Origin of the sequence: Pseudomonas sp. BS-2016 (assembly GCF_001806145.1) — a bacterium.
GTDB classification, from domain to species: Bacteria; Pseudomonadota; Gammaproteobacteria; order Pseudomonadales; family Pseudomonadaceae; genus Aquipseudomonas; species Aquipseudomonas lundensis.
The window spans coordinates 108,574-132,555 of the sequence record NZ_MLCT01000019.1; the positions used below are offsets into that span (position 1 = coordinate 108,574).

The window sequence follows — 23,982 nt, forward strand, 5'->3', positions numbered from 1 at the left end:
GCGGCCTGTATACTTGCGCTCTATTTGAGGAGCGCTCCATGGTCGAAGATGTTGAACTCAATCGTCTCTACTGGCACAGCCGTCGCGGCATGCTTGAACTGGACGTGCTGCTGGTGCCTTTCGTTAAAGAGGTGTATGCCACCCTCAATGATGTTGACCGCGAGTGCTATCGCAGGCTGCTTGAGTGTGAAGACCAGGACATGTTTGGCTGGTTCATGGAGCGCAGCGAGTCTGAGGACCCTGAGCTGCAGCGCATGGTTCGCATGATTCTGGATCGTGTCCAGCCTAAGTAAGTATTTCGAATGCCGCTGGCGTGCTTCCGGGCACTTGCTGGCGGCGTATCTCGCAGCCCAGTCTTTGGCGCTGATCTCAATATGCCTTCTGTCGATTCCCCTCTGGGCCCGCATGCTCGGTGTTTTAGCGTGCCTGTCTCATGGGATTTGGGTGTGTCCACGGCATATTCGCTTGACTCACCCGACGGCTATTACGGGGTTGCGCCGTACGGCCGAGGGCTGGCAGCTATGGAGTCGCGCCACGGGTTGGCAAGCGGTGCAGTTGCGTCGTGACAGCATGGCGCTGCCGATGTTGGTGATTGTGCGCTTCAGCCGACGCGGGGAGCGCCGCGTGCGAGCGGTGTGCATTCCCCGCGACGCGCTGGCGCCCGATCAGCATAGGCGCTTGCGCGTACGGCTCAAATTCAGTCGGCGTAGGTGGTTGGCACCAGAATAGTGTCCAGTGCTTCGGGCAACATGTCCGGGTAGTCAAGGGTGTAATGCAAGCCACGGGACTCCTTCCTCGCCATGGCGCTGCGGATCATCAATTCGGCGACTTGCGCCAGATTGCGTAACTCGATCAGGTCGCGGCTCACTTTGTAGTTGCTGTAGAACTCGTCGATTTCATCCAGCAACAACCGCACGCGGTGTTGCGCGCGTTGCAATCGCTTGTTGGTGCGTACGATGCCCACGTAGTCCCACATAAAGCGCCGTAGCTCATCCCAGTTGTGGGCGATGATCACGTCTTCATCCGAGTCGGTGACCTGGCTGGCATCCCAACTGGGCAAGGCCACTGGAATGGCCACTTGTTGCAATTGCGAGAGGATGTCGTCAGCGGCTGCACGGCCGTACACGAAGCATTCCAGCAACGAATTGCTGGCCATTCGGTTGGCGCCGTGCAGGCCGGTGAAGCTGGTTTCGCCAATGGCATACAGGCCCGGGACGTCGGTTCGGCCATGGGCGTCAACCATCACGCCGCCGCAGGTGTAATGCGCGGCCGGGACGACCGGGATGGCCTGGCGGGTGATGTCGATGGAAAAGCCGAGGCAGCGTTCATACACCGTCGGAAAGTGGGTTTTGATGAATGTTTCGGACTGATGGCTGATGTCCAGGTAGACGCAATCAATGCCCAGGCGCTTCATCTCATGGTCAATGGCGCGGGCGACGATATCGCGAGGCGCCAGTTCACCGCGCGGATCAAAGCGGTGCATGAATCGCTCGCCATTTGGCAGTTTTAAATGCGCCCCTTCGCCGCGCAGGGCTTCGGTGATCAAAAAGCTTTTGGCTTGCGGGTGGTACAGGCAGGTAGGGTGAAACTGGTTGAACTCCAGATTCGCCACTCGGCAGCCCGAGCGCCAGGCCATGGCAATACCATCGCCACAGGCGCCATCCGGGTTGCTGGTATAGAGGTAGACCTTGGCGGCTCCGCCGGTCGCCAGAATGGTGAAGCGCGCCCCGAACGTGTCGACTTCCCCGCTGCTGCGATTGAGTACATAGGCGCCAAGGCAGCGATCGCCCTCCAGGCCCAGTCTGCGCTCGGTGATCAGGTCCACCGCTACCCGTTGTTCGAGCAGCTCAATGTTGGGCCGCTGCTGTGCCTGTTCGAGCAAGGTTTTGAAAATGGCCGCACCAGTGGCATCGGCGGCGTGGATGATGCGCCGATGACTGTGCCCGCCTTCCCGGGTGAGGTGAAACTCAAAACCGGCATGCTGCGGGTCGGCAGGTTCATCGCGGGTGAAGGGCACGCCTTGATCGATCAGCCACTGAATGGCTTCGCGGCTGTGTTCGACGGTGAAACGCACGGCGTCTTCATGACACAGCCCGCCACCGGCGTTAAGCGTGTCTTCGACATGGGATTGAACGGTGTCGGTATCATCCAGCACGGCGGCTACGCCACCTTGTGCCCAGAACGTCGAGCCATTGGCCAGATCGCCCTTACTCAGGACTGCAATGCGCAAATGGCTGGGCAGGGTAAGCGCGAGGCTCAAACCGGCAGCGCCGCTGCCAATCACCAGCACATCATGTTGAAAATGTTGGCTCATTCTTCTGACGTCCGCAAAAAAAGCGCCCACTAGTATATAGAGGGGGGGATCGGCACAATAGCCGGGCCTTTATGGCATTGTGAAACTACAGCGGGCACGAAGTGTGCCTCACTCGTGTGGGATCTGTATGCCGATTTGCAGAATTAATCTGCCAGAATCGTTCGGGCCCCAGGGGTGTAGAGCACCCTGACGATGCAGTGAAACAATGCGCGGCACCTCGCCGGAATATTGAACTTTTCCTACAGGCCAATGTTCCATAGAGGGTTGCCCATCATGAAGGGGAGCAGCGTTGGCTTTGAAGCGGAGCTTGCGGTACGGCTTCAGCAGGTAAATTCAACGACAAGATTATCGACGCAGCCGGCAAGGCCCGAGCTGCGTTTTCGTGCGTGCCAAATCCGAGTGCGCAGGAAACTTGCCAGGGGGAGAGAACTTTTGCGCAATGCCCGAGTCTATGTTTGCAAGCCTGATCACTTAGCAAAGCAATCTCCCTCTCGGTCTTATGAGGAGTATTCATGCTAACCCAGGAAGAGGATCAGCAGCTGGTCGAGCGCGTACAGCGTGGCGACAAGCGTGCATTTGATCTGCTAGTGCTGAAATACCAGCACAAAATTCTCGGGTTGATCGTGCGTTTTGTGCACGACACCCATGAAGCCCAGGACGTTGCACAAGAAGCCTTTATTAAGGCTTACCGGGCACTTGGTAATTTTCGCGGTGACAGCGCTTTCTATACCTGGCTGTACCGTATCGCCATTAACACGGCGAAAAACTACCTGGTATCACGCGGTCGACGTCCGCCTGACAGTGATGTGAGTTCTGAGGACGCTGAGTTTTACGATGGTGACCATGGCCTCAAAGATCTTGAATCGCCGGAGCGCGCATTGCTCCGTGACGAGATTGAAGGGACCGTTCATCGCACGATTCAGCTATTACCAGAAGATCTACGAACGGCGTTAACTTTACGCGAATTCGACGGTCTGAGTTACGAGGACATTGCGAGCGTCATGCAATGTCCGGTGGGTACCGTGCGCTCCCGGATTTTCCGCGCTCGGGAAGCCATCGATAAAGCCCTGCAACCTTTGTTGCAGGAAACCTGAGACAGCGGCGACAGCCAAGAGAGGAACCGCCATGAGTCGTGAAGCCCTGCAGGAATCGCTGTCCGCGGTGATGGATAACGAAGCGGACGAACTGGAACTACGTCGGGTGTTGAATGCCTTCGACGATGCGCACACACGTGATACCTGGTCGCGTTACCAGGTGGCCCGTGCGGCAATGCACAAGGATTTGATGATTCCACGGCTGGACATCGCATCGGCCGTATCGGCTGCATTGGCCGAAGAGCAAACCCCGGCCAAAGTGGCCCGTGGTCCCTGGAAGAGCATTGGCCGTCTGGCTGTTGCTGCTTCGGTGACTGTGGCAGTACTGGCAGGTGTAAGGCTTTACAACCAGGATGACATCGTGGGTGCGCAACTTGCCCAGCAAGGCAGCCAGCCAAGCATGAGCGCTCCGATGGTTAAAGGTCCTGCCGTATTGGCCAACTACAGCGAAAGCGCCGATCAGGCGACGGGTCCGATGGCTAACGGTGTACTGCAAGGCCAGTCCGGCTGGCAGGATCAGCGTTTACCCGGCTACCTGCGTCAGCATGCCCAGCAAGCCGCCATGAAAGGCACTGAAGGTGTCCTGCCATACGCTCGTGCAGCCAGCCTGGAAAACCGTTAAGACCACCATGCGCGTCCTCCCTCTGTTACCGCTGTTGCTCAGTGGCTGGTTTGCAGTACCAGCCCATGCCGATGAAGCCCGGGACTGGATTAAACGTCTCGGTCAGGCTGAGCAGCAGCAGAGCTATCAAGGCACTTTCGTCTACGAACGCAACGGTAGTTTTTCTACCCACAGCATCTGGCACTTGGTGCAGGATGGGAGCGTTCGTGAGCGCTTGCTGCAACTTGACGGCCCTGCGCAAGAGGTCGTTCGCACCAATGGTCGTACTGAATGTGTAACGGGCAAGCTGGTTTCCGGGCTCGCAGGGGTATCTGCAAGTGCGGTACGTAAACTGGATGCCGATAAAATCAGCAACTGGTACAGCGTCGCCAAGTCGGGTGATTCGCGCGTAGCGGGGCGTCCCGTCGCCATCATCTCACTGACCCCTCGGGATCAGCACCGTTATGGGGTTGAGTTGTATCTGGATAACCAGACCGGTCTGCCGCTCAAGTCATTGTTACTCAATGACAAGGGGCAGTTGCTGGAGCGCTTCCAGTTCACCGAACTCGATCCTCATGCGCCAGAGGTCACCTTGCTCAACCCCGGCGCTCAATGCCGTCAGATCGCTGCTCTGGAGCCCAAAGACCTTGTCGTCAAGCAAGTCAATAATTGGCACTCCGACTGGCTGCCTCCGGGCTTTGAATTGGTCAACAGCACCGTTCACCGTGATCCGAAGAGCAAATCCGAAGTCACCAGTCTCTTGTACGACGACGGTTTGACACGATTTTCTGTCTTTCTTGAGCCTCTCAATGGCGCTTCAGCCCCTGATACACGGGTCCAGCTAGGGCCTACTGCGGCGGTTTCAAGGCATCTCACCACCAATAATGGCGATATGCTCGCCACGGTGGTCGGGGAAATCCCGATCGGAACCGCTGAGCGCATTGCATTGAATATGCGCCCGGGTCAGGCCTCCACACAGGCCAAGCCATAGTGGTGCGCAGAAATGTCTGGTGAAGAATTTCATTTGCCAAACGTTTCATCTTTTTCTATAGGTCAGAGCCCTAAAGGCTCTGGCCTTGTTTGTTTTCGGGTATCCAAAATTAAGGTCTATGCTTTGACCTTGAACTTTGAATGCCAGCCGCTTAACTCTGCTTGCTATTAACGGGAGCTGTATGTCGATGCCTCGATTGAAAAATTACTTACCCATTTTTGCGGCCGTGATGATGCTAGGGCAGGCAGTCCCGGCCCTGGCAGATGCGTCGGTGGTGCAACTGCCGGACTTTACGCAATTGGTGGAACAGGCTTCCCCGGCGGTCGTCAATATCAGTACTACGCAGAAACTCCCGGAACGTCGCGTCTCCAGCATGGGGCAAATGCCAGATCTGGAAGGCTTGCCGCCAGGCCTGCGTGACTTCTTCGAACGCAGTATTCCGCAGCCACCGCGCAGCGGCGGCGGGCGTCAGCGCGAGGCCCAGTCCCTGGGTTCGGGTTTCATCATTTCTCCTGACGGGTACATCCTGACCAACAATCACGTGGTGGCCGATGCGGATGAAATCATCGTTCGCCTGTCAGACCGCAGTGAAATGAAAGCGAAACTGATCGGCACTGATCCGCGCTCCGACGTGGCGCTGCTCAAAATCGAAGGCAAAAACCTGCCCGTGCTTAAACTCGGCAAGTCTCAAGATTTGAAGGCTGGCCAATGGGTGGTTGCCATCGGTTCGCCGTTTGGTTTCGATCACACAGTGACCCAAGGCATCATCAGCGCCATCGGCCGTAGCCTGCCGAACGAAAGCTATGTGCCGTTCATCCAGACCGACGTGCCCATCAACCCCGGTAACTCGGGCGGCCCATTGTTCAACCTGGCCGGTGAAGTGGTCGGGATCAACTCCCAGATCTACACCCGCTCAGGCGGCTTTATGGGCGTGTCGTTCGCAATCCCTATCGATGTGGCGATGGACGTGTCCAACCAGCTCAAAAGCGGTGGCAAGGTCAGCCGTGGCTGGCTGGGCGTAGTGATTCAGGAGGTCAACAAAGACCTGGCTGAATCCTTCGGTCTGGAAAAACCCGCCGGTGCGCTGGTGGCCCAGGTACTGGAAGACGGTCCGGCTGCCAAAGGCGGGCTGCAAGTGGGGGATGTGATCCTCAGCATGAACGGTCAGCCGATTGTCATGTCAGCCGATTTGCCGCATCTGGTAGGGGCACTCAAGGCTGGCAGCAAGGCAAGCCTTGAAGTCGTGCGCGACGGCAAGCGTAAAACCCTCGACTTGACCGTGGGCGCCATCCCCGATGAAGGCAAGGAAATGGATTCGCCAAGCGGCGCAGAGCGCAGCAGCAACCGTCTGGGCGTTTCTGTGGCGGACTTGAGTGACGAGCAGAAGAAAACCAACGACATCAAAGGTGGCGTGATCATCAAGGATGTTCAGGATGGCCCGGCTGCCTTGATTGGTCTGCGTCCAGGCGACGTCATCACGCACCTGAACAACCAGGCGATCAGCGATGCCAAGCAGTTCACTGAAATTGCCAAGGCATTGCCGAAAAACCGTTCGGTGTCAATGCGCGTCCTGCGTCAAGGCCGTGCCAGTTTCATTACTTTCAAACTGGCAGAGTAAGCAGTGCGCTCGCTTGGGGTGAGGGAGGTCATCTCCACCTGAGGTGAGCACTGCACAACAAAAAAGCCCGTATCAAGCGATACGGGCTTTTTTTGTGCGGCGTGTTATTTCTTTTTTTGCTTGGGAATTCTGACGAGCTGCGTGTTGGAGTACATGTCATGCCAGGTGCGTTTTTGCTTGTCGATCAATGACCAGAAAAAACCGAGCCCGAAACATAACCACGAGCCGATGGACACAATAAAACGCAACAGCGCCTGCCACAGGCTGATAGCTGTTCCGTCTGCGTTCTGAACACGAACCCCCCACACTTGCATGCCCAGGGTTTGCCCGGAGTGGGTCCAGAACTTGGCAAAGAAGCCGAACAAGACAAAAAACAGGAGTGTCGACAGCAGCGGATCGCCGTCAAGGGCACCGGCTTCAGACAAGGCACGCATTTTGGCCTCGCCGATAAAAGCCATCATGATCAGTTTGTAAAGGAACGTGGTGACGATCATCAGCGCCGTGCACAACAAAAAATCGTAGAACATGGCTGCCAGGCGGCGCCCCAGTCCAGCGGCGGGAAACGCGCCTTGAGGGCTTAACGGTTGTTTCGACATGGCAGGGTCTCTAAAAGAAAAAAGCCATCTTACGGAATTGCGCCCATAAAAAAGCCTCTGATGTCACCATCAGAGGCTTTTCTGTACGAGAACGTTAAGCTTCGGCTTGAACTTCGTCAGCCTGCATGCCTTTTTGGCCCTGCACGGCGATGAAGGTGACTTTCTGGCCTTCTTTCAGGCTCTTGAAGCCGTTGCCCTGAATGGCGCGGAAGTGCACGAACAGATCCGGTCCGCTTTCAGGCGTAATAAAACCAAAACCTTTCTCATCGTTAAACCACTTAACGGTACCGCTCTGACGTTGGGACATTTCTTAATTCCTTGACGCTAACAATTAATGACAGTCTCTTTCACCTGAAAGAGTACTGGTGCTGGGTTGCAGGAAAGTAAGAGACGTCGAACGGGTTGTAGCAAACTTAGAGCTACTGCCCAGGTCACGATTCCAGCGACCCATGCAAACACAGTGGGCAAACTCTACGACAACTTAGACGATAAAAACAAGCCCCGAAAATAAACCGTCTATCCCTGATTTTCAGAGGCCCCGGCGCTTTTTTACAGCACAGTGACGGTATAGAAAGGTTCAATTATTTTCGACATTAAGTGCACGCTTTCACTATCGAAAGTTTGCACGGTAATGGGGCAGTTGCATGACACGCGCATGGCGTAAACATGCAACTGTGTAACTTCCAGTGAAGCGTTTAACCTCTGTAATAACGCTGCGGTACAAACGGCATTTTGGACACTTTCATCGCGACTCGCTTAGCACGCACGATTGCCCATACTTCGGTGTCCATAGGCGCATGCTCCACGTCCAGATAGCCCATGGCGAGCGGGGCTCCTAGCGTCGGACCAAACCCACCGCTGCACACCTGGCCAATAACAGTGCCTTCAGCATCCACAATCTCGGCTCCTTCGCGCACGGGTGTTCGCTCTTGGGGCAGCAGGCCGACCCGTTTGCGTGCAACGCCGCCTTGTTGTTGGGCGAAGATTGTTTCTGCCCCCGGGAAGCCGCCTGCACGAGGCCCGTCTGCGCGGCGCGCCTTTGAAATGGCCCACAGCAAACTGGCTTCAATCGGTGTGGTGGCGTCAGTCATGTCATGGCCGTACAGGCACAATCCGGCTTCGAGTCGCAGTGAGTCCCGCGCACCCAGGCCGATGGCCTTGACTTCGGTTTGGTCGAGCAAATGCCGCGCGAGTGCTTCAGCTTGTTCGCGCGGTACTGAAATCTCAAAACCGTCCTCACCGGTATAGCCAGAGCGACTGACGTAGCAGTCCGCGCCCATCAGTTTGACCGGGGCAAACTGCATGAACGTCATCTTGGCCACGTCCGGTGCCAAACGCGCCAGCACGTTGACTGCATCGGGACCTTGCAAGGCGAGCAGTGCGCGAGATTCAAACAGCGGTTCAATCTCGCAGCGATCGCCCAAGTGTTGACGCAGGTGCGCGAGGTCCTGTTCCTTGCAGGCGGCGTTGACCACCAGAAACAACGTGTCATTGCCCAGATTGGCCACCATCAGGTCATCCAGAATGCCGCCTTGCTCGTTGGTAAACATGGCATAGCGCTGCATGCCCACCGGCAGGTCAAGGATATCCACCGGGACCAGCGTCTCCAGGCCTTGGGCTGCCTGCGCACCGCGCAGCCGGATCTGGCCCATGTGCGAGACATCGAACAACCCGGCGTGCTCACGGGTGTGTAAATGCTCCTTCAGCACGCCCAGCGGGTATTGCACCGGCATGTCATAGCCAGCAAACGGCACCATGCGCGCGCCTAGCTCCAAGTGAAGGGCGTGCAGCGGGGTTTTAAGCAGGGGTTCGGTAGACATTCATGACTCCTTGAAAATCAGCACTCAATAATGTTGACGGCCAGGCCGCCGCGAGCCGTTTCTTTGTATTTGCTTTTCATGTCGGCGCCAGTCTGGCGCATGGTGCGGATCACTTTATCCAGCGAAACAAAATGCTGGCCGTCGCCGCGCAGGGCCATGCGTACAGCGTTGATGGCTTTCACTGAACCCATGGCGTTGCGCTCGATACAAGGCACTTGCACCAGACCGCCAATGGGGTCGCAGGTCAGCCCCAGGTTGTGTTCCATGCCAATTTCGGCGGCGTTTTCGACTTGCTGCACCGTGCCGCCGAGCACCTCGCACAAGGCGCCGGCGGCCATGGAGCACGCCACACCGACTTCACCCTGGCAGCCCACTTCGGCCCCGGAAATCGACGCGTTTTCTTTGTACAAAATGCCGATGGCCGCCGCCGTCAGCAAAAAGCGCACCACGCCGTCTTCATTGGCGCCACCGATAAAGCGCATGTAGTAATGCAGCACCGCCGGAATAATGCCGGCCGCGCCGTTGGTCGGTGCCGTGACCACACGGCCACCGTTGGCGTTTTCTTCGTTCACCGCCAGCGCGTACAGGTTGACCCAGTCGAGCACCGACAACGCGTCGCGCAATGAGGCTTCAGGGTGGGCGCATAACTGACGATGCAAGGCCGCGGCCCGACGTTTGACCTTCAACCCGCCAGGCAGAATGCCTTCATGTCGACAGCCCGCGCTGACGCAGTCCTGCATCACTTGCCAGATGTTCAGCAACCCGCTACGGGTCTCGGCTTCGGGTCGCCACGCCCGCTCGTTGGCCAGCATGACCTGGCTGATCGACAGGTGGTGGGTGACGCAGTGGCGCAACAGGTCTTTGGCGGTCTTGAACGGGTAAGTGAGTTCAGTGCTGTCCTCGACGATCCGGTCAGCGCCCGCCGCCCCTTCGTCCACCACAAAGCCGCCCCCCACCGAGTAATACTCGCGGCTGCGGATCTGAATGCCAGCGTCGTCTAGGGCGCGAAAAATCATGCCGTTCGGGTGATAGGGAAGGGGTTTACGAATCATCGCTAGGTGCAGCTTTTCGTTGAATTCGATGCTGTGGAGGCCCAGCAGGTTGAGGTGGCCGCTGTGGCGAATCGTGGCCAGACGTTCGTCCACGGTGTCCGTATTGACGGTGTCCGGGTGTTCGCCTTCGAGCCCCAGCAGCACCGCCTTGTCACTGCCGTGACCTTTGCCGGTGGCCCCGAGCGAGCCATACAGTTCCACTTTGACGCAGGCTGTTTGTTGCAATAACGCATCACGCTGCAACCCTTCAACAAACCGCGCAGCGGCCCGCATGGGACCAACGGTGTGTGAGCTGGAAGGGCCGATGCCAATTTTGAACAGGTCGAACACGCTTAACGACATGGGGTTCTCCGGTTTCTTATAAAAGGATTGGCATAAGGTCAATGCTCCCGCCGCACCGGTTTCAATCGCTGCGGCGGGAACTGAGGGGGTGTCAGGCCTCCTGATAGCTCTCGATTGACGGGCAGGCGCAGACCAGATTGCGATCGCCGAAGACGTTGTCGACACGCCCCACTGGCGGCCAGTATTTGCCTTCGATCAACGACTCGACCGGGTACACCGCCTGTTCGCGGCTGTACGGGTGGGTCCATTCCCCGACTATTTCCGCCGCGGTGTGCGGGGCGTTTTTCAGCGGGTTGTCTTCTTTGTCCAGCGTGCCGTTTTCTACCGCGCGGATTTCTTCACGGATGCGGATCATGGCGTCGCAGAAGCGATCCAGTTCGTGTTTGGACTCACTTTCGGTAGGTTCGATCATCAGCGTGCCGGCCACCGGGAACGACATGGTTGGCGCGTGGAACCCAAAGTCGATCAGGCGCTTGGCCACGTCATCCACGCTGATCCCGCTGCTGTCTTTGAGCGGGCGCAGGTCGAGGATGCATTCGTGTGCCACCAGTCCGTTGCTGCCCGAATACAGCACGGGGTAGTGCTCTTCGAGGCGACGGGCGATGTAGTTGGCATTGAGAATGGCCATTTGCGACGCGCGCTTGAGCCCTTCGCCGCCCATCATGCGGATGTACATCCAGGTAATGGGCAGAATGCTCGCGCTGCCAAACGGCGCGGCGCACACGGCGCCCTGTGTGCGAGGCAAGCTGGCATGGCCTGGCAAGAAGGGGGTCAGGTGCGACTTGACGCCAATCGGGCCGACGCCCGGGCCGCCACCGCCGTGGGGGATGCAAAAGGTCTTATGCAGGTTGAGGTGAGACACGTCGCCCCCGAACTTGCCCGGCGCGCACAAGCCCACCATCGCATTCATGTTGGCGCCGTCGATGTACACCTGACCGCCGTTGTCGTGAATGATGCCGCAGATTTCGCGGATACCTTCTTCGAACACGCCGTGGGTCGACGGGTAGGTAATCATCAGTGCCGCCAGATGTTCGCGGTGCTCGATGGCCTTGGCGCGCAGGTCTTCGATGTCAACGTTGCCACGGGCGTCGCAGGCCGTAACCACCACGCGCATGCCCGCCATGTTGGCGGTTGCCGGGTTGGTGCCATGGGCCGAGGACGGGATCAGGCAAATGTCGCGGCGCTCGTCGCCACGGCTCTGGTGGTAGGCACGTATGGCCAATAGCCCGGCGTATTCGCCCTGTGAACCGGCGTTGGGTTGCAGGGAAATGGCGTCATAACCGGTGGCGGCGCACAGCATGGCCTCCAGTTCAGTCGTGAGCTGCTGGTAGCCCTGACTTTGTTCGGCCGGTGCAAACGGGTGCAGGTTGCCAAACTCGGCCCAGGTGACCGGGATCATCTCGCTGGCCGCGTTGAGTTTCATGGTGCAAGAGCCCAGCGGAATCATGGTGCGATCCAGAGCCAGATCCTTGTCCGCCAAACGACGCAGGTAGCGCATCAGTTCAGTTTCAGAATGATAACGGTTGAACACCGGGTGGCTGAGGATTGGCGATTGGCGCAGCAGGGCAGGCGGCAGGGTGCTGCTCACGGTGGCGGTCAGCGTGTCGACGTCTGGCAGCGCTTGACCCTCGGCTGCGAGCAGGGCCCACAGCGCAGTGACATCGGACGGGCCGCAGGTTTCATCCAGCGACACCCCCAGACGCTCGTCATCCACCACGCGCAGGTTGATGTGTCTGGCGTGAGCCTTGGCATGCAGGGCCGCTGTTCTGGAGCCGGTGTGCAGGGTCAGGGTGTCGAAAAATTCGATCTGCTCGACGTTGAGTCCCAGTGCAGTCAGGCCCTTGGCCAGAATGGCCGTGAGCTGATGAACGCGCCGGGCGATTTGAGTCAGGCCCTGAGGGCCATGGTAGACGGCGTACATGCTGGCCATGTTGGCCAGCAACACTTGTGCCGTGCAGATATTGCTCGTGGCCTTCTCGCGGCGGATGTGTTGCTCGCGGGTTTGCATGGCCAGACGCAGCGCAGGTTTGCCGTGACGATCCACCGACACACCCACCAGGCGCCCCGGCATGTCGCGTTTGAACGCATCACGGGTGGCGAAATACGCCGCGTGCGGGCCGCCGAAGCCCAAGGGCACGCCAAAACGCTGGGCGCTCCCGATGGCCACATCGGCGCCGAATTCCCCTGGAGGGGTCAGCAGGGTCAGGGCCAGCAAGTCAGCGGCCACGGCCACCAGTGCGTGGGTGGCGTGAAAACGCTCGACCAGCTCGCGGTAGTCGAACACATCGCCGTTGCTCGCCGGGTATTGCAGCAGCGCGCCGAAGAACGGAGACAGGTCGCTCAGACCGCGCTCGTCGCCCACCACCACTTCGATGCCCAGCGGTTCGGCACGGGTGCGCAGCACGTCGAGGGTTTGCGGGTGGCAATGGCGCGAAGCAAAGAATGCGCGGCCGGATTTGTTTTTGCTCAGGCGTTTACAGAAGGTCATGGCCTCGGCCGCCGCAGTGGCTTCGTCGAGCAACGACGCGTTGGCAATCGGCAGGCCGCTGAGGTCGCTGATCAGGGTCTGGAAATTGAGCAGTGCTTCCAGGCGGCCTTGGGAAATTTCTGGTTGATAGGGGGTGTAGGCCGTGTACCACGCCGGGTTTTCCAGCAGGTTGCGCAAGATCGGCGCGGGTGTGTGGCAGTTGTAATAGCCCTGGCCGATGTAGGTCTTGCACAGCTGGTTTTTGCCGGCGATGGCTTTGATCGAGGCCAGTGCATCGGCTTCGCTTTGCCCGGCGGGCAGGTTCAGAACGCTGGTGCCCTTGATGCTTTCGGGGATCACGCTGGCGCTCAGGGCCTCTAGCGAGTCAAAACCCAGCGTGGCGAGCATGGCGTGCTCGTCGGCCTGATCCGGGCCGATGTGGCGCGCGATGAATTCGTTGGCGGTGCTCAGGTTAATGGTCATGGCGCTGTCCTCAGGCTTGGGCATTGGCTTTGATCAGGCGGTCATAGGCGTCCTGATCCAGCAACTGGCTGACGGCGTTGGCGTGCGCCGGCTTGAACCGGAAGAACCAGCCTTCGCCCAACGGATCTTCGTTGACCACTTCGGGGCTGCTGTCGAGCGCCGGGTTAACCTCCAGCACCTCACCGTCCAGCGGCATGTACACGCCGCTGGCGGCTTTGACCGACTCAACGGTGGCCGCTTCTGCGCCTTTTTCGTAAAACTGCAACTCGGGCAGTTGCACAAACACCACATCACCCAGAGCGTTTTGCGCAAACGCGGTAATGCCCACGGTCACGCTGCCATCGGCTTCGGCGCGCAGCCATTCGTGGTCTTCAGTAAAACGCAATTCGCTCATGGAAACTCCTCAAGGCCAGACTCGTCTGGTGGTCGCAGTTAAATGCTCGTGCAAGATCGAGCGCATTGAGGATTGCTCTGCAAGATGGCTGCCAAAATCAATAAACGTTTATTTATCAATTGGTTATGGGTTTCAGGATGGAATGTGAAGGATGAGTGTGTAGCGAAATCGCTACACCGCAACCGGGTTTAAAAAAACGAAGGGGATCAAAGCCTTGCAGCACTGCGTCGGCCTTTGGCTGTAGCGAATTCGCTACACTGGAACGAAATCAATACGGCCGGGCGGTGGGCATCGACGCCACCTACATCGTGTCAACGTCGAGTAGAACGCGGGTTGTATGAAGGGGCAGGCAACCTTCAGGTCTTGTCGGGGATCCCGTATTTTCGCAGGCGGTGGGCGATGGCGGTGTGGCTGGTTTGCAGGCGGCTGGCCAGTTGGCGGGTCGAGGGGTAGCTGACGTAGAGCTTTTCCAGCAGGGCTTTTTCGAAGCCTTCAACGGCGTGCTCCAGGGTTTCGACGTCTGCGTCGCTTTGGCGTGCGACGGAGGTTCCGGCAATGTCGAGGTCGCCAATGTCGACCACGCTGCTTTCGCAGATGGCCGCGGCGCGGAAGATCACGTTTTGTAATTGGCGAACGTTCCCCGGCCAGCGGTTACCCAGCAAGGCCGGGTACGTACCGGGCGCCAGGCGACACACCGGACGCTGTATTTGAGTGCAGGCCTGCTGCATAAACGTGCGCGCCAGCAGCAGGATGTCCTGGCCCCGCTCACGCAAAGGAGGCACTTCGATGTTGAGCACGTTCAGCCGATAGAACAGGTCTTCGCGAAACGTGCCTTCGTTGACCATTTTTTCGAGGTTGCGATGAGTAGCGCTGAGGATGCGGACATTGACCTTTACTTCGCGCTCGCCGCCCACACGGCGGAAACTGCCGTCATTCAAAAACCGCAGCAATTTGGCTTGCAGGTAGGGCGACATCTCAGCGATTTCATCCAGAAACACCGTACCGTTGTTGGCCAATTCCATCAGCCCCGGCTTGCCGCCCCGTTGTGCGCCGGTAAAGGCGCCGGGGGCGTAGCCGAACAGCTCGCTTTCGGCCAGGTTTTCCGGCAATGCCGCGCAGTTGAGGGCCAAAAACGGTGCGCCGACGCGATCGCTGATGGCATGACACGCGCGGGCGACCAGTTCTTTGCCGGTGCCGGTTTCGCCCTGAATCAATAACGGCGCATCCAGAGCGGCGACGCGTTGGGCTCGTGCCTTCAGGGTACGTATTGCCGGTGACTCACCCAGCAAGGCGTCAAACCCCTCGGCGTGGTCGTGATGCAGCGCGGCCAGACGTTCACCGATGCGGCTGGGCTGATACAGGGTCAACAAAGCCCCCGCGTCGGTAATCGGCGTGGCATCGAGCATCAGCGGGTGGCCGTTGAGCGTGACTTCACGCAGGGGCAAGCGAAAGCCGTTTTCCAGCAAGGCGCTCAGCAAGTCGGGATCGGTGAACAACTCGCCAATGCTTTCGCCGGCAGGTTCGCGGCCATACAGCGAGACCAGCGCCGGATTGGCCAGCAGCACATGGCCTTCACTGTCCAGGGCCAGCACCGGATCGGTCATGGCGGCCAGCAGGGCATCGAGTTGCAGGTGCCGACGCTGCCCCGGGAGGATGTCCACCACCATCACCGACTGCACGCCCTGAACCCGGAACAGCGCTTCACGCAACTCATCGAGTACGTGCGGGCTCAAGGTCGGGGCATCGATATACACGTTGGGGGGGATCATCTCCACGGCGTCGAGATTGAGATGGCGTGCCCCCAGCAGTGCCAGCACTTCCTGGGTAATACCGACGCGGTCAATAAAGCTGACATGGATACGCATGAGAACGGGGAACACTGTAGGCCGGGAGACGGCCAGTATGCCTTGGGCGAGGCAACAGGACAAAGAGACGCGTCCTGTAGCGGCTGGCGCAGCCTGCGGCAGCGGCTACAGGCAGGATTAGTCCAGATGATCGAGGTTAATCGGGTCACCGGGTTTGTGGTTAAGCTGGGCCATCACATCCGAAAACATCTTGTCGTAGTGACCGTGCATCGAACGGATGTCAGCGGTCTTGGGAATGCCATGTTTGACAGCAATCTGAAAGGCATCGTGGGCAAAATTGAAGGCCACGTCTTTAGGCAGCGTGAATGAATCCTTGAAATCCTTTCCATTGATCTGACCGTGCATGTCGAACTGCATGGACTTGCCTTCCTTGGGATCCTGAACGACCTGGTAATCAATCTTGATGTCATACCCGAAATCGCCCGGTTGCAGCGGTTCGCGGTGGATATGCAGGTGACCGGGTTCGAACGAGGCCATAGGGTGACTCCTTGGGCAGGGGGTAAAAGGGCAGGCCCGAAAGCCCGCCCCATGGTTCAGAAGTAGGTAATACCAGATTTTTCAGTGCTGACGCGAGTACCGGCTTTGCCCTGAACGATGGCCTCGATATCGGCCAGGGCGCCAATGACGGCGGTTTTGCCTGTTTTACGGGCAAACTCACAGGCCGCTTCCACTTTTGGCCCCATGGAGCCGGAGGCGAAGCCGAGTTTTTCCAGCTCGTCAGGGTGCGCCTGGGAAATGCCCTTCTGGGTTGGCTTGCCCCAGTCAATAAAGGCGGCATTGACGTCAGTGGCAATGACCAACAAGTCGCTGTCCAGTTGCTGCGCCAGCAGGGAAGAGGCCAGATCCTTATCGATCACCGCCTCAATACCTTGCAGCTTGCCGTCTTCGCCATACATGGTCGGAATGCCGCCACCGCCCGCGCAGATCACGATGGTGCCTTTTTCCAGCAGCCATTTGATCGGACGGATTTCAAAGATGCGTTTTGGTTTAGGGCTGGGCACCACGCGGCGGAACTTGTCGCCATCGGGGGCAATGTTCCAGCCTTTTTCAGCGGCCAGGCTTTTGGCTTCGGCTTCGCTGTACACCGGGCCGATCGGCTTGGTCGGGTTCTGGAAGGCCGGGTCTTTGGGGTCCACTTCCACCTGGGTCAACAACGTGGCGAAGGGCGCGTCCTGCGGCAACAGATTGCCCAGCTCTTGCTCGATCATGTAGCCGATCATGCCTTCGGTTTCAGCACCCAGCACGTCCAGCGGGTAAGGGCTGACGGCGGTGTAGGCGGCAGCTTGAAGGGACAGCAGACCCACTTGCGGGCCGTTGCCGTGGGCGACGACCAGTTCATTGCCAGTGGCGATGCGGGCGATTTGGGCAGTGGCGGTGCGGATGTTTTCGCGTTGATTCTCGGCAGTCATGGGTTGACCGCGACGCAGGAGGGCGTTACCGCCCAGTGCAACGACGATACGCATAGGTATTTCCTTAATAGAAGGGAAGTTCACAACAGCCGGGTTGTGCCGGAGCAGGCGAGTCCGCTCCGGCAGCCATGCACGTCCTTAGATATCAGCCAGGGCTGCAACCAGGATTGCCTTGATGGTGTGCATGCGGTTTTCGGCTTGTTCAAAGGCAATGTTGAAGGGAGATTCAAACACTTCCTCGGTCACTTCAATGCCGTCTTTGAGGTTTGGATGGTGCTCAGCCACATCTTTACCGACCTTGGTTTCACAGTTGTGGAACGCTGGCAGGCAGTGCATGAACTTCACACGGATATTTTCGGCGGCTTTGATCAGGTCCATGTTGACCTGGTAAGGCAGCAGCAGTTTGATGCGTTCGTTCCAGGCTTCAACCGGCTCGCCCATCGACACCCAGACGTCGGTGTGGATGAAGTCCACGCCTTTGACGGCCACTTTAGGGTCTTCGGTCAGGGTGATTTTGGCACCGCTTTCCTTGGCGAATTCCTGGCATTGCTTAACGAACGACTCTTCTGGCCACAGGGCTTTAGGGGCGGCGATGCGCACGTCCATGCCCAGTTTGGCGCCGATCAGCAGCAGCGAGTTACCCATGTTGTTGCGGGCGTCGCCCAGGTAGGCGTAGCTGATGTCGTGCAGAGGCTTGTCGCTGTGTTCGCGCATGGTCAGCACGTCAGCGATCATTTGCGTCGGGTGGAATTCAGCGGTAAGGCCGTTGAACACCGGTACGCCAGCGTACTTGGCCAGTTCTTCAACGATTTCTTGCGCAAAGCCACGGTATTCGATGGCATCAAACATGCGGCCCAGAACGCGGGCGGTGTCTTTCATGCTTTCTTTGTGGCCGATCTGCGAAGAAACCGGGTCGATGTAGGTGACGTGGGCGCCTTGGTCGTGAGCGGCCACTTCGAACGCGCAACGGGTACGGGTCGACGTTTTTTCAAAGATCAGCGCAATGTTTTTGCCTTTGAGGTGCGGCTCTTCAGTACCGGTGTACTTGGCGCGCTTGAGATCACGAGACAGGTCCAGCAGGTAGTGCAGTTCGCGTTGGGTGTGGTGCACCAAGCTGAGCAGGCTGCGGTTTTTCATGTTAAACGCCATGGGAATCTCCTGGGTTTCTGGTAACCGGCTTGCGCCGCCCGGTTCGGGGCTGGCGCAAGCATTCAAAGGGATGAATTAATAGTCAATCGGGTCGCGGATGATTGGGCAGGTCATGCAGTGACCGCCGCCACGGCCGCGTCCCAGCTCAGAGGCGCTGATGGTGATGACTTCCACACCGGCCTTGCGCAGCAGGGTGTTGGTGTAGGTGTTGCGGTCGTAACCGATCACCACGCCAGGCTCCAGTGCCACAACGTTGTTGCCGTCGTCCCACTGCTCGCGTTCTGCCGCGAAGGAGTTGCCGCCGGTCTCAACCACACGCAGGGCTTTAACGCCCAGCGCTTTGGCGACCACATCCAGGAAGCTGCTTTCTTCACGTCGAACGTCAATGCCGCCCTGTTTGCTCTCGTCCGGGTACAGCGAGAAGGCAACAATTTGGTTCACGACTTCAGGGAAGATGGTGACCAGATCGCGGTCGCAGAAGCTGAACACGGTGTCCAGGTGCATCGCGGCGCGGGATTTAGGCATACCGGCAACGATCACGCGTTCCACGGCTTTGTTCTTGAACAGGTTCTGCGCCAGTTGGCCAATGGCCTGACGCGATGTACGTTCGCCCATACCGATCAGTACCACGCCTTTGCCGATTGGCATCACGTCGCCACCTTCAAGGCTGGCGTTGCCGTGGTCCAGAGTCGGGTCGCCGTACCAGATCTGGAAGTCGGCGTTGGTGAACTCAGGGTGGAACTTGTAGATGGCGGTGGTCAGCAGGGTTTCCTGACGACGCGCTGGCCAGTACATCGGGTTCAGTGTCACGCCACCGTAGATCCAGCAGGTGGTGTCACGGGTGAACTGGGTGTTGGGCAGCGGTGGCAGGATAAAGCTGGTGTGACCGAGGAAGTCACGGAACATCTCGATGGTTTTGCCACCGAAGCTGTCTGGCAGGTCGTCGGCCGACACACCACCGATCAGGTACTCAGCCGCTTTGCGTGGCTCAAGGCTTTTGATCCAGGCTTTGACTTCGTGCACCAGACCCACACCCACCTGATTGGGGGTCACTTTGTGGTCAAGAATCCAGTCCAGTGCTTCAGGCATCGCCACGATGTCGGTCAGCAGGTTGTGCATTTCCAGTACATCGATACCGCGCTCGCGCATCTTGGTCACGAAATCGAAGTGGTCGCGCTTGGCCTGGTTGACCCACAACACGTCATCAAACAGCAGCTCGTCGCAGTTGTTTGGCGTCAGGCGCTGGTGAGCCAGGCCAGGGGAGCAAACCATCACTTTGCGCAGTTTGCCGGCTTCGGAATGTACGCCGTATTTCACTTTTTCCGTGGTCATTACAGTCAACCTCCAAAGTACATAAACAGGGACTTACAGGGTCAGGAAGCCGTCGTACAGTCCATAGGCCGCCACCAGGGCGCCGATGATGACGGCAGCAAAAATCACTTTTTCAATGCTGGTAAACACTTGCTGGCCTGTCTCGCGTTTAGCCTTGGCGAAGAAGATCGCGCCAGGTGCGTACAGCAGGGCTGATAGCAGCAGGTATTTCAGGCCGCCGGCATACAACAGCCACACGGCGTAGATCAGGGCGATGCCGCCGATGATCAGGTCTTTCTTGCGTTCTGCCAGTGCGTTCTCGTAGGTCTCGCCGCGCACCGCCAGCAGCAGGCCGTAAGCCGCCGACCAGAGGTAAGGCACGAGGATCATCGAGGTCGCCAGGTAGATCAGCGACAGGTAAGTGCTGGCCGAGAACAGGGTGATAACCAGGAACACCTGCACCATGGCGTTGGTCAGCCACAGGGCATTGACCGGTACATGGTTGGCGTTTTCCTTTTTCAGGAAGGCCGGCATGGTGTGGTCTTTGGCGGCCGAGAACATGATTTCGGCGCACAGCAGGACCCACGACAGCAGGGCACCCAGCAGCGAGATGATCAAACCGACGCTGATCAGCACCGCGCCCCAGTGACCGACCACATGCTCAAGCACGGCCGCCATCGAAGGGTTTTGCAGTTTGGCCAGTTCGGGCTGAGTCATGATGCCCAGCGACAGCACGTTCACCAGTACCAGCAACAGCAGCACGGTGATGAAGCCGATCACAGTGGCTTTACCCACGTCCGAACGTTTCTCGGCACGGGAAGAGAAGATGCTCGCGCCTTCGATACCGATGAACACCCAGACGGTGACCAGCATCATGTTGCGCACTTGGTCCATCACGCTGCCCAGATCAGGGTTTTTCAGGCCCCAGATGTCACTGGTGAAGATGTCCAGTTTGAAAGCGAAGACCGCGATCAGAATGAACAGGATCAGCGGCACAACCTTGGCCACCGTGGTCACCAGGTTGATGAACGCTGCTTCCTTGATGCCGCGCAGAACGAGGAAGTGAACGGCCCACAGCAGGACCGACGCGCCGATGATCGCGGCGGGGGTGTTGCCTTCACCAAAGATCGGGAAGAAATACCCCAGCGTACTGAACAGCAACACAAAGTAGCCGACGTTGCCCAACCAGGCACTGATCCAGTAACCCCAGGCGGATGAGAAACCCATGTAATCGCCAAAACCGGCCTTGGCATAGGCGTAGACGCCGCCGTCGAGGTCGGGTTTGCGGTTAGCGAGGGTCTGGAAGACAAAAGCGAGGGTTAGCATACCGACTGCGGTGATTGCCCAACCAATAAGTACGGCTCCAACATCGGCACTTGCTGCCATGTTTTGAGGTAGCGAAAAAATACCGCCACCAATCATTGAGCCGACTACCAGAGCAACCAACGCACCCAATCGTAGTTTTCCGGGAGTATCAGACATTTGTGTTAACTCCAATCCAGGAGAAGTGAGGCCTTAAGATAATTCCGTTGATATTTCAGCCGTTTGACTTAGATCAGGGCATTACTACATTCCATTGTGTGGCGCGTGGGAAGGTCGCAATCACGTATTATTTTGACGCTTCCTGAAAGGCCCGCTCCAGAGGACTTACAGGTTCTTAATACGCATGTGGCAACGAGGTCGTGGGGATTGAAGCTAGTCACTATTTTCAGTTTTGCAAATGTAGCTTTCATATTTCATGAACCGCGCCATGAAATAAAAACGTCATGTACACAGGGTTGTTTTTTCAGGCTTCAATAGAAAATCTTGCGATTAAAAAGAAGGGGCTTATTGCGGGGTGCTTATAGACGTTTAACCGGCTCATATATTTAGTCAGTGAACATCTGTAGCCTATTAAGCGTGTATCGAAAACAGTTCCAGACCCAATAACGAGGTGGCGATGTCGCAACAAACCCAGAAGCTTCGGCTTAATGCTTTGATCGCCCTGGTGGTCGGTTCCATGATTGGCGGCGGGATTTTTTCGCTGCCGCAAAATATTGCGGAACACGCCGCTGGCGGGGCAGTCCTGATTGGTTGGGGCATTACCGCGGTGGGGATGCTGGCGCTGGCGTTTGTGTTCCAGACCCTCGCTAACCGCAAACCGGAACTCGATTCCGGGGTCTACGCCTACGCCAAGGCCGGTTTTGGCGATTACATGGGCTTCTCCTCGGCCTGGGGCTATTGGATCAGCGCGTGGATGGGCAACGTCGGCTACTTCGTGTTGCTGTTCAGTACGCTGGGGTATTTCGTACCGGTCTTCGGTCAGGGCAACACGCCCATCGCCATTGGCTGCGCCTCGCTGTTGCTGTGGGGTGTGCACTTTCTGGTGCTGCGCGGCATCAAGGAAGCGGCGTTTATCAACCAGATCACCACCGTGGCGAAAATCGTCCCGATCGTGATGTTTATCGTGTTGACCGGCGTCGCGTTTAAAGCCGACATCTTCACCCTGGACTTCTGGGGCACCGAAACCCCCAGCCTGGGCAGCGTGATGGACCAGGTGCGCAACATGATGCTGGTGACAGTATTCGTGTTTATCGGCATTGAAGGCGCCAGTGTTTATTCGGGGCGCGCCGAAAAACGCTCGGACGTGGGCAAAGCCACGGTCATCGGCTTTTTGGGGGTGCTGGCACTGTTGGTGCTGGTGAACGTGCTGTCGCTGGGCATCATGACTCAGCCGGAATTGGCCAAACTGCAAAACCCGTCCATGGCCGGCGTGCTCAAGCATGTGGTGGGGGAGTGGGGCGCCATTTTGATCAGCATCGGGTTAGCCATCTCGTTGCTGGGGGCGCTGCTCTCGTGGGCGCTGTTATGCGCCGAGATCCTGTTTGCCACGGCCAAAGACAACACCATGCCAGCGTTCCTGAAAAAGGAAAACGCCAACCATGTCCCGGTCAATGCCCTGTGGCTGACCAACAGCATGATCCAGATATTCCTGCTGATCACCCTGGTGTCGGCGGGCACGTACACCAGCCTGATCTACCTGGCGTCGTCGATGATCCTCGTGCCTTACCTGTGGTCGGCGGCTTATGCGGTGTTGTTGTGCATCAAGGGCGAGACCTACTCGCAGGCCAGCCGCTCGCGTTTCAAAGACCTGTTGGTGGGGCTGATCGCCCTGATCTATGCCATGTGGTTGCTGTATGCGGCGGGGCCCAAGTACTTGCTGCTCTCGGCGTTGCTGTATGCGCCGGGAGTGTTCTTCTTTGCCCAGGCCAAACGTGAACAGCGCGAGCCGCTGTTTGTCGCCGCGGAACGGGCGATCTTCGGAGCGGTGGTGGTGGCGGCCCTGGCGGCGGCTTATGGGCTGTATGCGGGTGAATTGACGTTATAAGCGCGCCGGATTGAATCGATGGTGCCGCCTGCTACAGCGCTGGCGGTAACCGTTCCGGCCGGGACCAGATCCACAGATTGCCCAGGCTCATGCCCGCAATGGCCAGAAACACCGGCCATTGATGCTCAAGCACATACAACATCAACCCCGCGCAGATCAGCATGCTGATGGTGGCGCTGACTTTGGCTTTGCGTTGAATGATTTTGCCGTTGCGCCAATTGCTCAGGATCGGGCCGAACAGGCGGTGGTTTTCCAGCCAGGCGCTCAGTCGCGGCGAGCTTTTGGTCGCGGCCCAGGCCGCCAGCAAAATGAACTCGGTGGTCGGCAGCCCCGGCACCACGATGGCGATCAGGCCGATGCCCAGGCTGACGTAGGCCAGCAGGCCGAAGAGGATTTGGGCTATTTTCGACGGGGATTGGGTTTGGCGGGTCATAAGCTCAAGACGCAAAAAAGAGTGCTCGGCCAGCGCGCGCCGACCGAGCAGGTCTAGCTTAAGCCAGTTCTGGCTGAGCAGCGTAGGCGTGTTCCAGTAATACGGTGAAACGCTCGAAGGCCGCTACTGCACCTTTGTCTAGATCGGCCTCTTCTTCAGCACTCAGCTCCAGGCCATCAAGGGTTTTGACGAAGCGTTTCCAGCCTTCAGCGCGGCCGCCGGCTGGCTCGCCCAAGTGACGGGCGCCGAAGGTGTCGCTCAGCTCCAGTGCCACGGCCCGTTTGATCAGGAAGGCGGCGCCCAGCTTGGAACCTTCCGACACAAAGATCCAGCCCAGCGCGTGAGCCTTGCTTGGCGCGTTGATCGCGCCTGCGACAGGAGCCGGGACTTCAGTGTCGAGGTCTGCGAGGTCAGCTTTGGCTTGCTCTGCGCGGCAACGCTCTGGCAAGTCCGGGACGATTTCTTTCAACGAAGGGTCGGTGTACAGCGCTTGCAGTTCCGATTGAAAGAGGTATTGAGCCACCACAAAGCGGGCAAAGTTTTCCCGAGTTTCAAAGGGTTTGTGGGCCTTGACCAGCGCGTCGAGTTTTTGATGAGGCTCGTGGGTGATCTGGTTCAGGCGTTGGGAACGCAGGGCAGGACGCTGTGCAGTGTCTTGAGAGGTCATGAAGATGTC

22 protein-coding genes are annotated in these 23,982 nt (G+C 58.2%); 7 read left to right on the forward strand and 15 right to left on the reverse strand.

Annotated elements, in window-relative coordinates; genetic code table 11:
* Nucleotides 1-38: 38 nt before the first annotated feature.
* Together BKD70_RS10865 and BKD70_RS24200 are read left to right on the forward strand one after the other, a co-directional pair.
* On the forward strand, nucleotides 39-293 hold the full coding sequence (locus tag BKD70_RS10865; RefSeq protein ID WP_047277109.1) for a succinate dehydrogenase assembly factor 2: 255 nt from the start codon (nucleotides 39-41) through the stop codon (nucleotides 291-293).
* Nucleotides 277-729: a protein YgfX gene (locus tag BKD70_RS24200; RefSeq protein WP_080960236.1), complete on the forward strand. Its 453-nt coding sequence runs from the start codon at nucleotides 277-279 to the stop codon at nucleotides 727-729. Before BKD70_RS10865 ends, BKD70_RS24200 begins: the two co-directional genes overlap by 17 nt.
* On the opposite strand, the gene nadB is transcribed toward BKD70_RS24200, so the two are convergent.
* Nucleotides 698-2,314 (reverse strand): L-aspartate oxidase, encoded by a 1,617-nt coding sequence (nadB, locus tag BKD70_RS10870; RefSeq protein WP_047277107.1) that lies wholly within the window; start codon nucleotides 2,312-2,314, stop codon nucleotides 698-700. The two genes, BKD70_RS24200 and nadB, sit on opposite strands and share 32 nt — an antisense overlap.
* 512 nt (nucleotides 2,315-2,826) lie before the next feature.
* Between nadB and rpoE the strand changes: the two genes are divergently transcribed.
* The 4 genes from rpoE (at nucleotide 2,827) to BKD70_RS10890 (ending at nucleotide 6,618) form a co-directional block, all read left to right on the forward strand.
* Entirely contained in the window at nucleotides 2,827-3,408 is a 582-nt protein-coding gene (gene rpoE / locus BKD70_RS10875) for an RNA polymerase sigma factor RpoE (RefSeq protein WP_047277106.1), read from the forward strand.
* Between the two features lie 31 nt (nucleotides 3,409-3,439).
* Nucleotides 3,440-4,030, forward strand: coding sequence for a sigma-E factor negative regulatory protein (locus BKD70_RS10880; RefSeq protein WP_047277104.1), 591 nt, complete (start codon nucleotides 3,440-3,442; stop codon nucleotides 4,028-4,030).
* A gap of 7 nt (nucleotides 4,031-4,037) precedes the next feature.
* Entirely contained in the window at nucleotides 4,038-5,000 is a 963-nt protein-coding gene (locus tag BKD70_RS10885) for a MucB/RseB C-terminal domain-containing protein (RefSeq protein WP_047277102.1), read from the forward strand.
* A 187-nt stretch (nucleotides 5,001-5,187) separates the two neighbouring features.
* Nucleotides 5,188-6,618, forward strand: a complete 1,431-nt coding sequence (locus tag BKD70_RS10890) for a DegQ family serine endoprotease (protein ID WP_371913987.1) — start codon at nucleotides 5,188-5,190, stop codon at nucleotides 6,616-6,618.
* 104 nt (nucleotides 6,619-6,722) lie between these two features.
* On the opposite strand, the gene BKD70_RS10895 is transcribed toward BKD70_RS10890, so the two are convergent.
* The 12 genes from BKD70_RS10895 to arcD (BKD70_RS10950) all read right to left on the reverse strand — a co-directional run bounded on the left by BKD70_RS10895 (nucleotide 6,723) and on the right by arcD (BKD70_RS10950) (nucleotide 20,988).
* Complete coding sequence (locus BKD70_RS10895; protein WP_047277097.1) at nucleotides 6,723-7,214, reverse strand: RDD family protein; 492 nt, start codon at nucleotides 7,212-7,214, stop codon at nucleotides 6,723-6,725.
* A gap of 94 nt (nucleotides 7,215-7,308) precedes the next feature.
* A complete protein-coding gene (locus BKD70_RS10900) occupies nucleotides 7,309-7,521 on the reverse strand; it encodes a cold-shock protein (RefSeq protein WP_007977299.1) in 213 nt (70 codons plus the stop codon).
* A 388-nt stretch (nucleotides 7,522-7,909) separates the two neighbouring features.
* Nucleotides 7,910-9,034 (reverse strand): glycine cleavage system aminomethyltransferase GcvT, encoded by a 1,125-nt coding sequence (gene gcvT, locus BKD70_RS10905; RefSeq protein WP_047277094.1) that lies wholly within the window; start codon nucleotides 9,032-9,034, stop codon nucleotides 7,910-7,912.
* Between the two features lie 17 nt (nucleotides 9,035-9,051).
* Nucleotides 9,052-10,428, reverse strand: coding sequence for an L-serine ammonia-lyase (locus tag BKD70_RS10910; protein WP_047277092.1), 1,377 nt, complete (start codon nucleotides 10,426-10,428; stop codon nucleotides 9,052-9,054).
* 91 nt (nucleotides 10,429-10,519) lie between these two features.
* Nucleotides 10,520-13,378, reverse strand: a complete 2,859-nt coding sequence (gene gcvP / locus BKD70_RS10915) for an aminomethyl-transferring glycine dehydrogenase (protein ID WP_047277324.1) — start codon at nucleotides 13,376-13,378, stop codon at nucleotides 10,520-10,522.
* Nucleotides 13,379-13,388: 10 nt separating this feature from the next.
* Nucleotides 13,389-13,772: a glycine cleavage system protein GcvH gene (gene gcvH / locus BKD70_RS10920; RefSeq protein WP_047277090.1), complete on the reverse strand. Its 384-nt coding sequence runs from the start codon at nucleotides 13,770-13,772 to the stop codon at nucleotides 13,389-13,391.
* A gap of 356 nt (nucleotides 13,773-14,128) precedes the next feature.
* The gene (locus BKD70_RS10925; RefSeq protein WP_047277088.1) at nucleotides 14,129-15,637 is read right to left on the reverse strand and encodes a sigma-54-dependent transcriptional regulator; all 1,509 of its coding nucleotides are present in this window, start codon (nucleotides 15,635-15,637) and stop codon (nucleotides 14,129-14,131) included.
* A gap of 117 nt (nucleotides 15,638-15,754) precedes the next feature.
* Nucleotides 15,755-16,114, reverse strand: a complete 360-nt coding sequence (locus BKD70_RS10930) for a DUF5064 family protein (RefSeq protein WP_047277087.1) — start codon at nucleotides 16,112-16,114, stop codon at nucleotides 15,755-15,757.
* Between the two features lie 56 nt (nucleotides 16,115-16,170).
* Nucleotides 16,171-17,100, reverse strand: coding sequence for a carbamate kinase (gene arcC, locus BKD70_RS10935; RefSeq protein ID WP_047277085.1), 930 nt, complete (start codon nucleotides 17,098-17,100; stop codon nucleotides 16,171-16,173).
* An 84-nt stretch (nucleotides 17,101-17,184) separates the two neighbouring features.
* On the reverse strand, nucleotides 17,185-18,195 hold the full coding sequence (locus BKD70_RS10940; protein ID WP_047277083.1) for an ornithine carbamoyltransferase: 1,011 nt from the start codon (nucleotides 18,193-18,195) through the stop codon (nucleotides 17,185-17,187).
* A gap of 75 nt (nucleotides 18,196-18,270) precedes the next feature.
* A complete protein-coding gene (arcA, locus tag BKD70_RS10945; RefSeq protein WP_047277081.1) occupies nucleotides 18,271-19,527 on the reverse strand; it encodes an arginine deiminase in 1,257 nt (418 codons plus the stop codon).
* 33 nt (nucleotides 19,528-19,560) lie between these two features.
* A complete protein-coding gene (gene arcD / locus BKD70_RS10950) occupies nucleotides 19,561-20,988 on the reverse strand; it encodes an arginine-ornithine antiporter (RefSeq protein WP_047277080.1) in 1,428 nt (475 codons plus the stop codon).
* A gap of 457 nt (nucleotides 20,989-21,445) precedes the next feature.
* On the opposite strand from arcD (BKD70_RS10950), the gene arcD (BKD70_RS10955) reads away from it, so the two are divergent.
* Complete coding sequence (arcD, locus tag BKD70_RS10955) at nucleotides 21,446-22,873, forward strand: arginine-ornithine antiporter (protein ID WP_047277078.1); 1,428 nt, start codon at nucleotides 21,446-21,448, stop codon at nucleotides 22,871-22,873.
* 31 nt (nucleotides 22,874-22,904) lie between these two features.
* Here arcD (BKD70_RS10955) and BKD70_RS10960 read toward each other — a convergent pair whose 3' ends face one another.
* Nucleotides 22,905-23,306, reverse strand: a complete 402-nt coding sequence (locus tag BKD70_RS10960) for a YbaN family protein (RefSeq protein WP_047277076.1) — start codon at nucleotides 23,304-23,306, stop codon at nucleotides 22,905-22,907.
* Between the two features lie 58 nt (nucleotides 23,307-23,364).
* Nucleotides 23,365-23,973 carry a biliverdin-producing heme oxygenase gene (locus BKD70_RS10965; protein ID WP_047277074.1) on the reverse strand — a complete coding sequence of 203 codons (609 nt, stop codon included), beginning with the start codon at nucleotides 23,971-23,973 and terminating at the stop codon, nucleotides 23,365-23,367.
* Nucleotides 23,974-23,982 lie beyond the last annotated feature (9 nt).

Coding starts and splice junctions, on each gene's coding strand:
- arcD (WP_047277078.1), top strand. CDS start 21,446: ATGTCGCAACAAACCCAGAAGCTTCGGCTTAATGCTTTGATCGCCCTG.
- arcC (WP_047277085.1), bottom strand. CDS start 17,100: ATGCGTATCGTCGTTGCACTGGGCGGTAACGCCCTCCTGCGTCGCGGT.
- arcD (WP_047277080.1), bottom strand. CDS start 20,988: ATGTCTGATACTCCCGGAAAACTACGATTGGGTGCGTTGGTTGCTCTG.
- BKD70_RS10885 (WP_047277102.1), top strand. CDS start 4,038: ATGCGCGTCCTCCCTCTGTTACCGCTGTTGCTCAGTGGCTGGTTTGCA.
- BKD70_RS10965 (WP_047277074.1), bottom strand. CDS start 23,973: ATGACCTCTCAAGACACTGCACAGCGTCCTGCCCTGCGTTCCCAACGC.
- BKD70_RS10930 (WP_047277087.1), bottom strand. CDS start 16,114: ATGGCCTCGTTCGAACCCGGTCACCTGCATATCCACCGCGAACCGCTG.
- BKD70_RS10880 (WP_047277104.1), top strand. CDS start 3,440: ATGAGTCGTGAAGCCCTGCAGGAATCGCTGTCCGCGGTGATGGATAAC.
- BKD70_RS10940 (WP_047277083.1), bottom strand. CDS start 18,195: ATGGCGTTTAACATGAAAAACCGCAGCCTGCTCAGCTTGGTGCACCAC.
- BKD70_RS10890 (WP_371913987.1), top strand. CDS start 5,188: ATGCCTCGATTGAAAAATTACTTACCCATTTTTGCGGCCGTGATGATG.
- gcvT (WP_047277094.1), bottom strand. CDS start 9,034: ATGTCTACCGAACCCCTGCTTAAAACCCCGCTGCACGCCCTTCACTTG.
- BKD70_RS10865 (WP_047277109.1), top strand. CDS start 39: ATGGTCGAAGATGTTGAACTCAATCGTCTCTACTGGCACAGCCGTCGC.
- rpoE (WP_047277106.1), top strand. CDS start 2,827: ATGCTAACCCAGGAAGAGGATCAGCAGCTGGTCGAGCGCGTACAGCGT.
- arcA (WP_047277081.1), bottom strand. CDS start 19,527: ATGACCACGGAAAAAGTGAAATACGGCGTACATTCCGAAGCCGGCAAA.
- BKD70_RS10960 (WP_047277076.1), bottom strand. CDS start 23,306: ATGACCCGCCAAACCCAATCCCCGTCGAAAATAGCCCAAATCCTCTTC.
- BKD70_RS10895 (WP_047277097.1), bottom strand. CDS start 7,214: ATGTCGAAACAACCGTTAAGCCCTCAAGGCGCGTTTCCCGCCGCTGGA.
- BKD70_RS10925 (WP_047277088.1), bottom strand. CDS start 15,637: ATGCGTATCCATGTCAGCTTTATTGACCGCGTCGGTATTACCCAGGAA.
- gcvP (WP_047277324.1), bottom strand. CDS start 13,378: ATGACCATTAACCTGAGCACCGCCAACGAATTCATCGCGCGCCACATC.
- nadB (WP_047277107.1), bottom strand. CDS start 2,314: ATGAGCCAACATTTTCAACATGATGTGCTGGTGATTGGCAGCGGCGCT.
- BKD70_RS10910 (WP_047277092.1), bottom strand. CDS start 10,428: ATGTCGTTAAGCGTGTTCGACCTGTTCAAAATTGGCATCGGCCCTTCC.
- gcvH (WP_047277090.1), bottom strand. CDS start 13,772: ATGAGCGAATTGCGTTTTACTGAAGACCACGAATGGCTGCGCGCCGAA.
- BKD70_RS10900 (WP_007977299.1), bottom strand. CDS start 7,521: ATGTCCCAACGTCAGAGCGGTACCGTTAAGTGGTTTAACGATGAGAAA.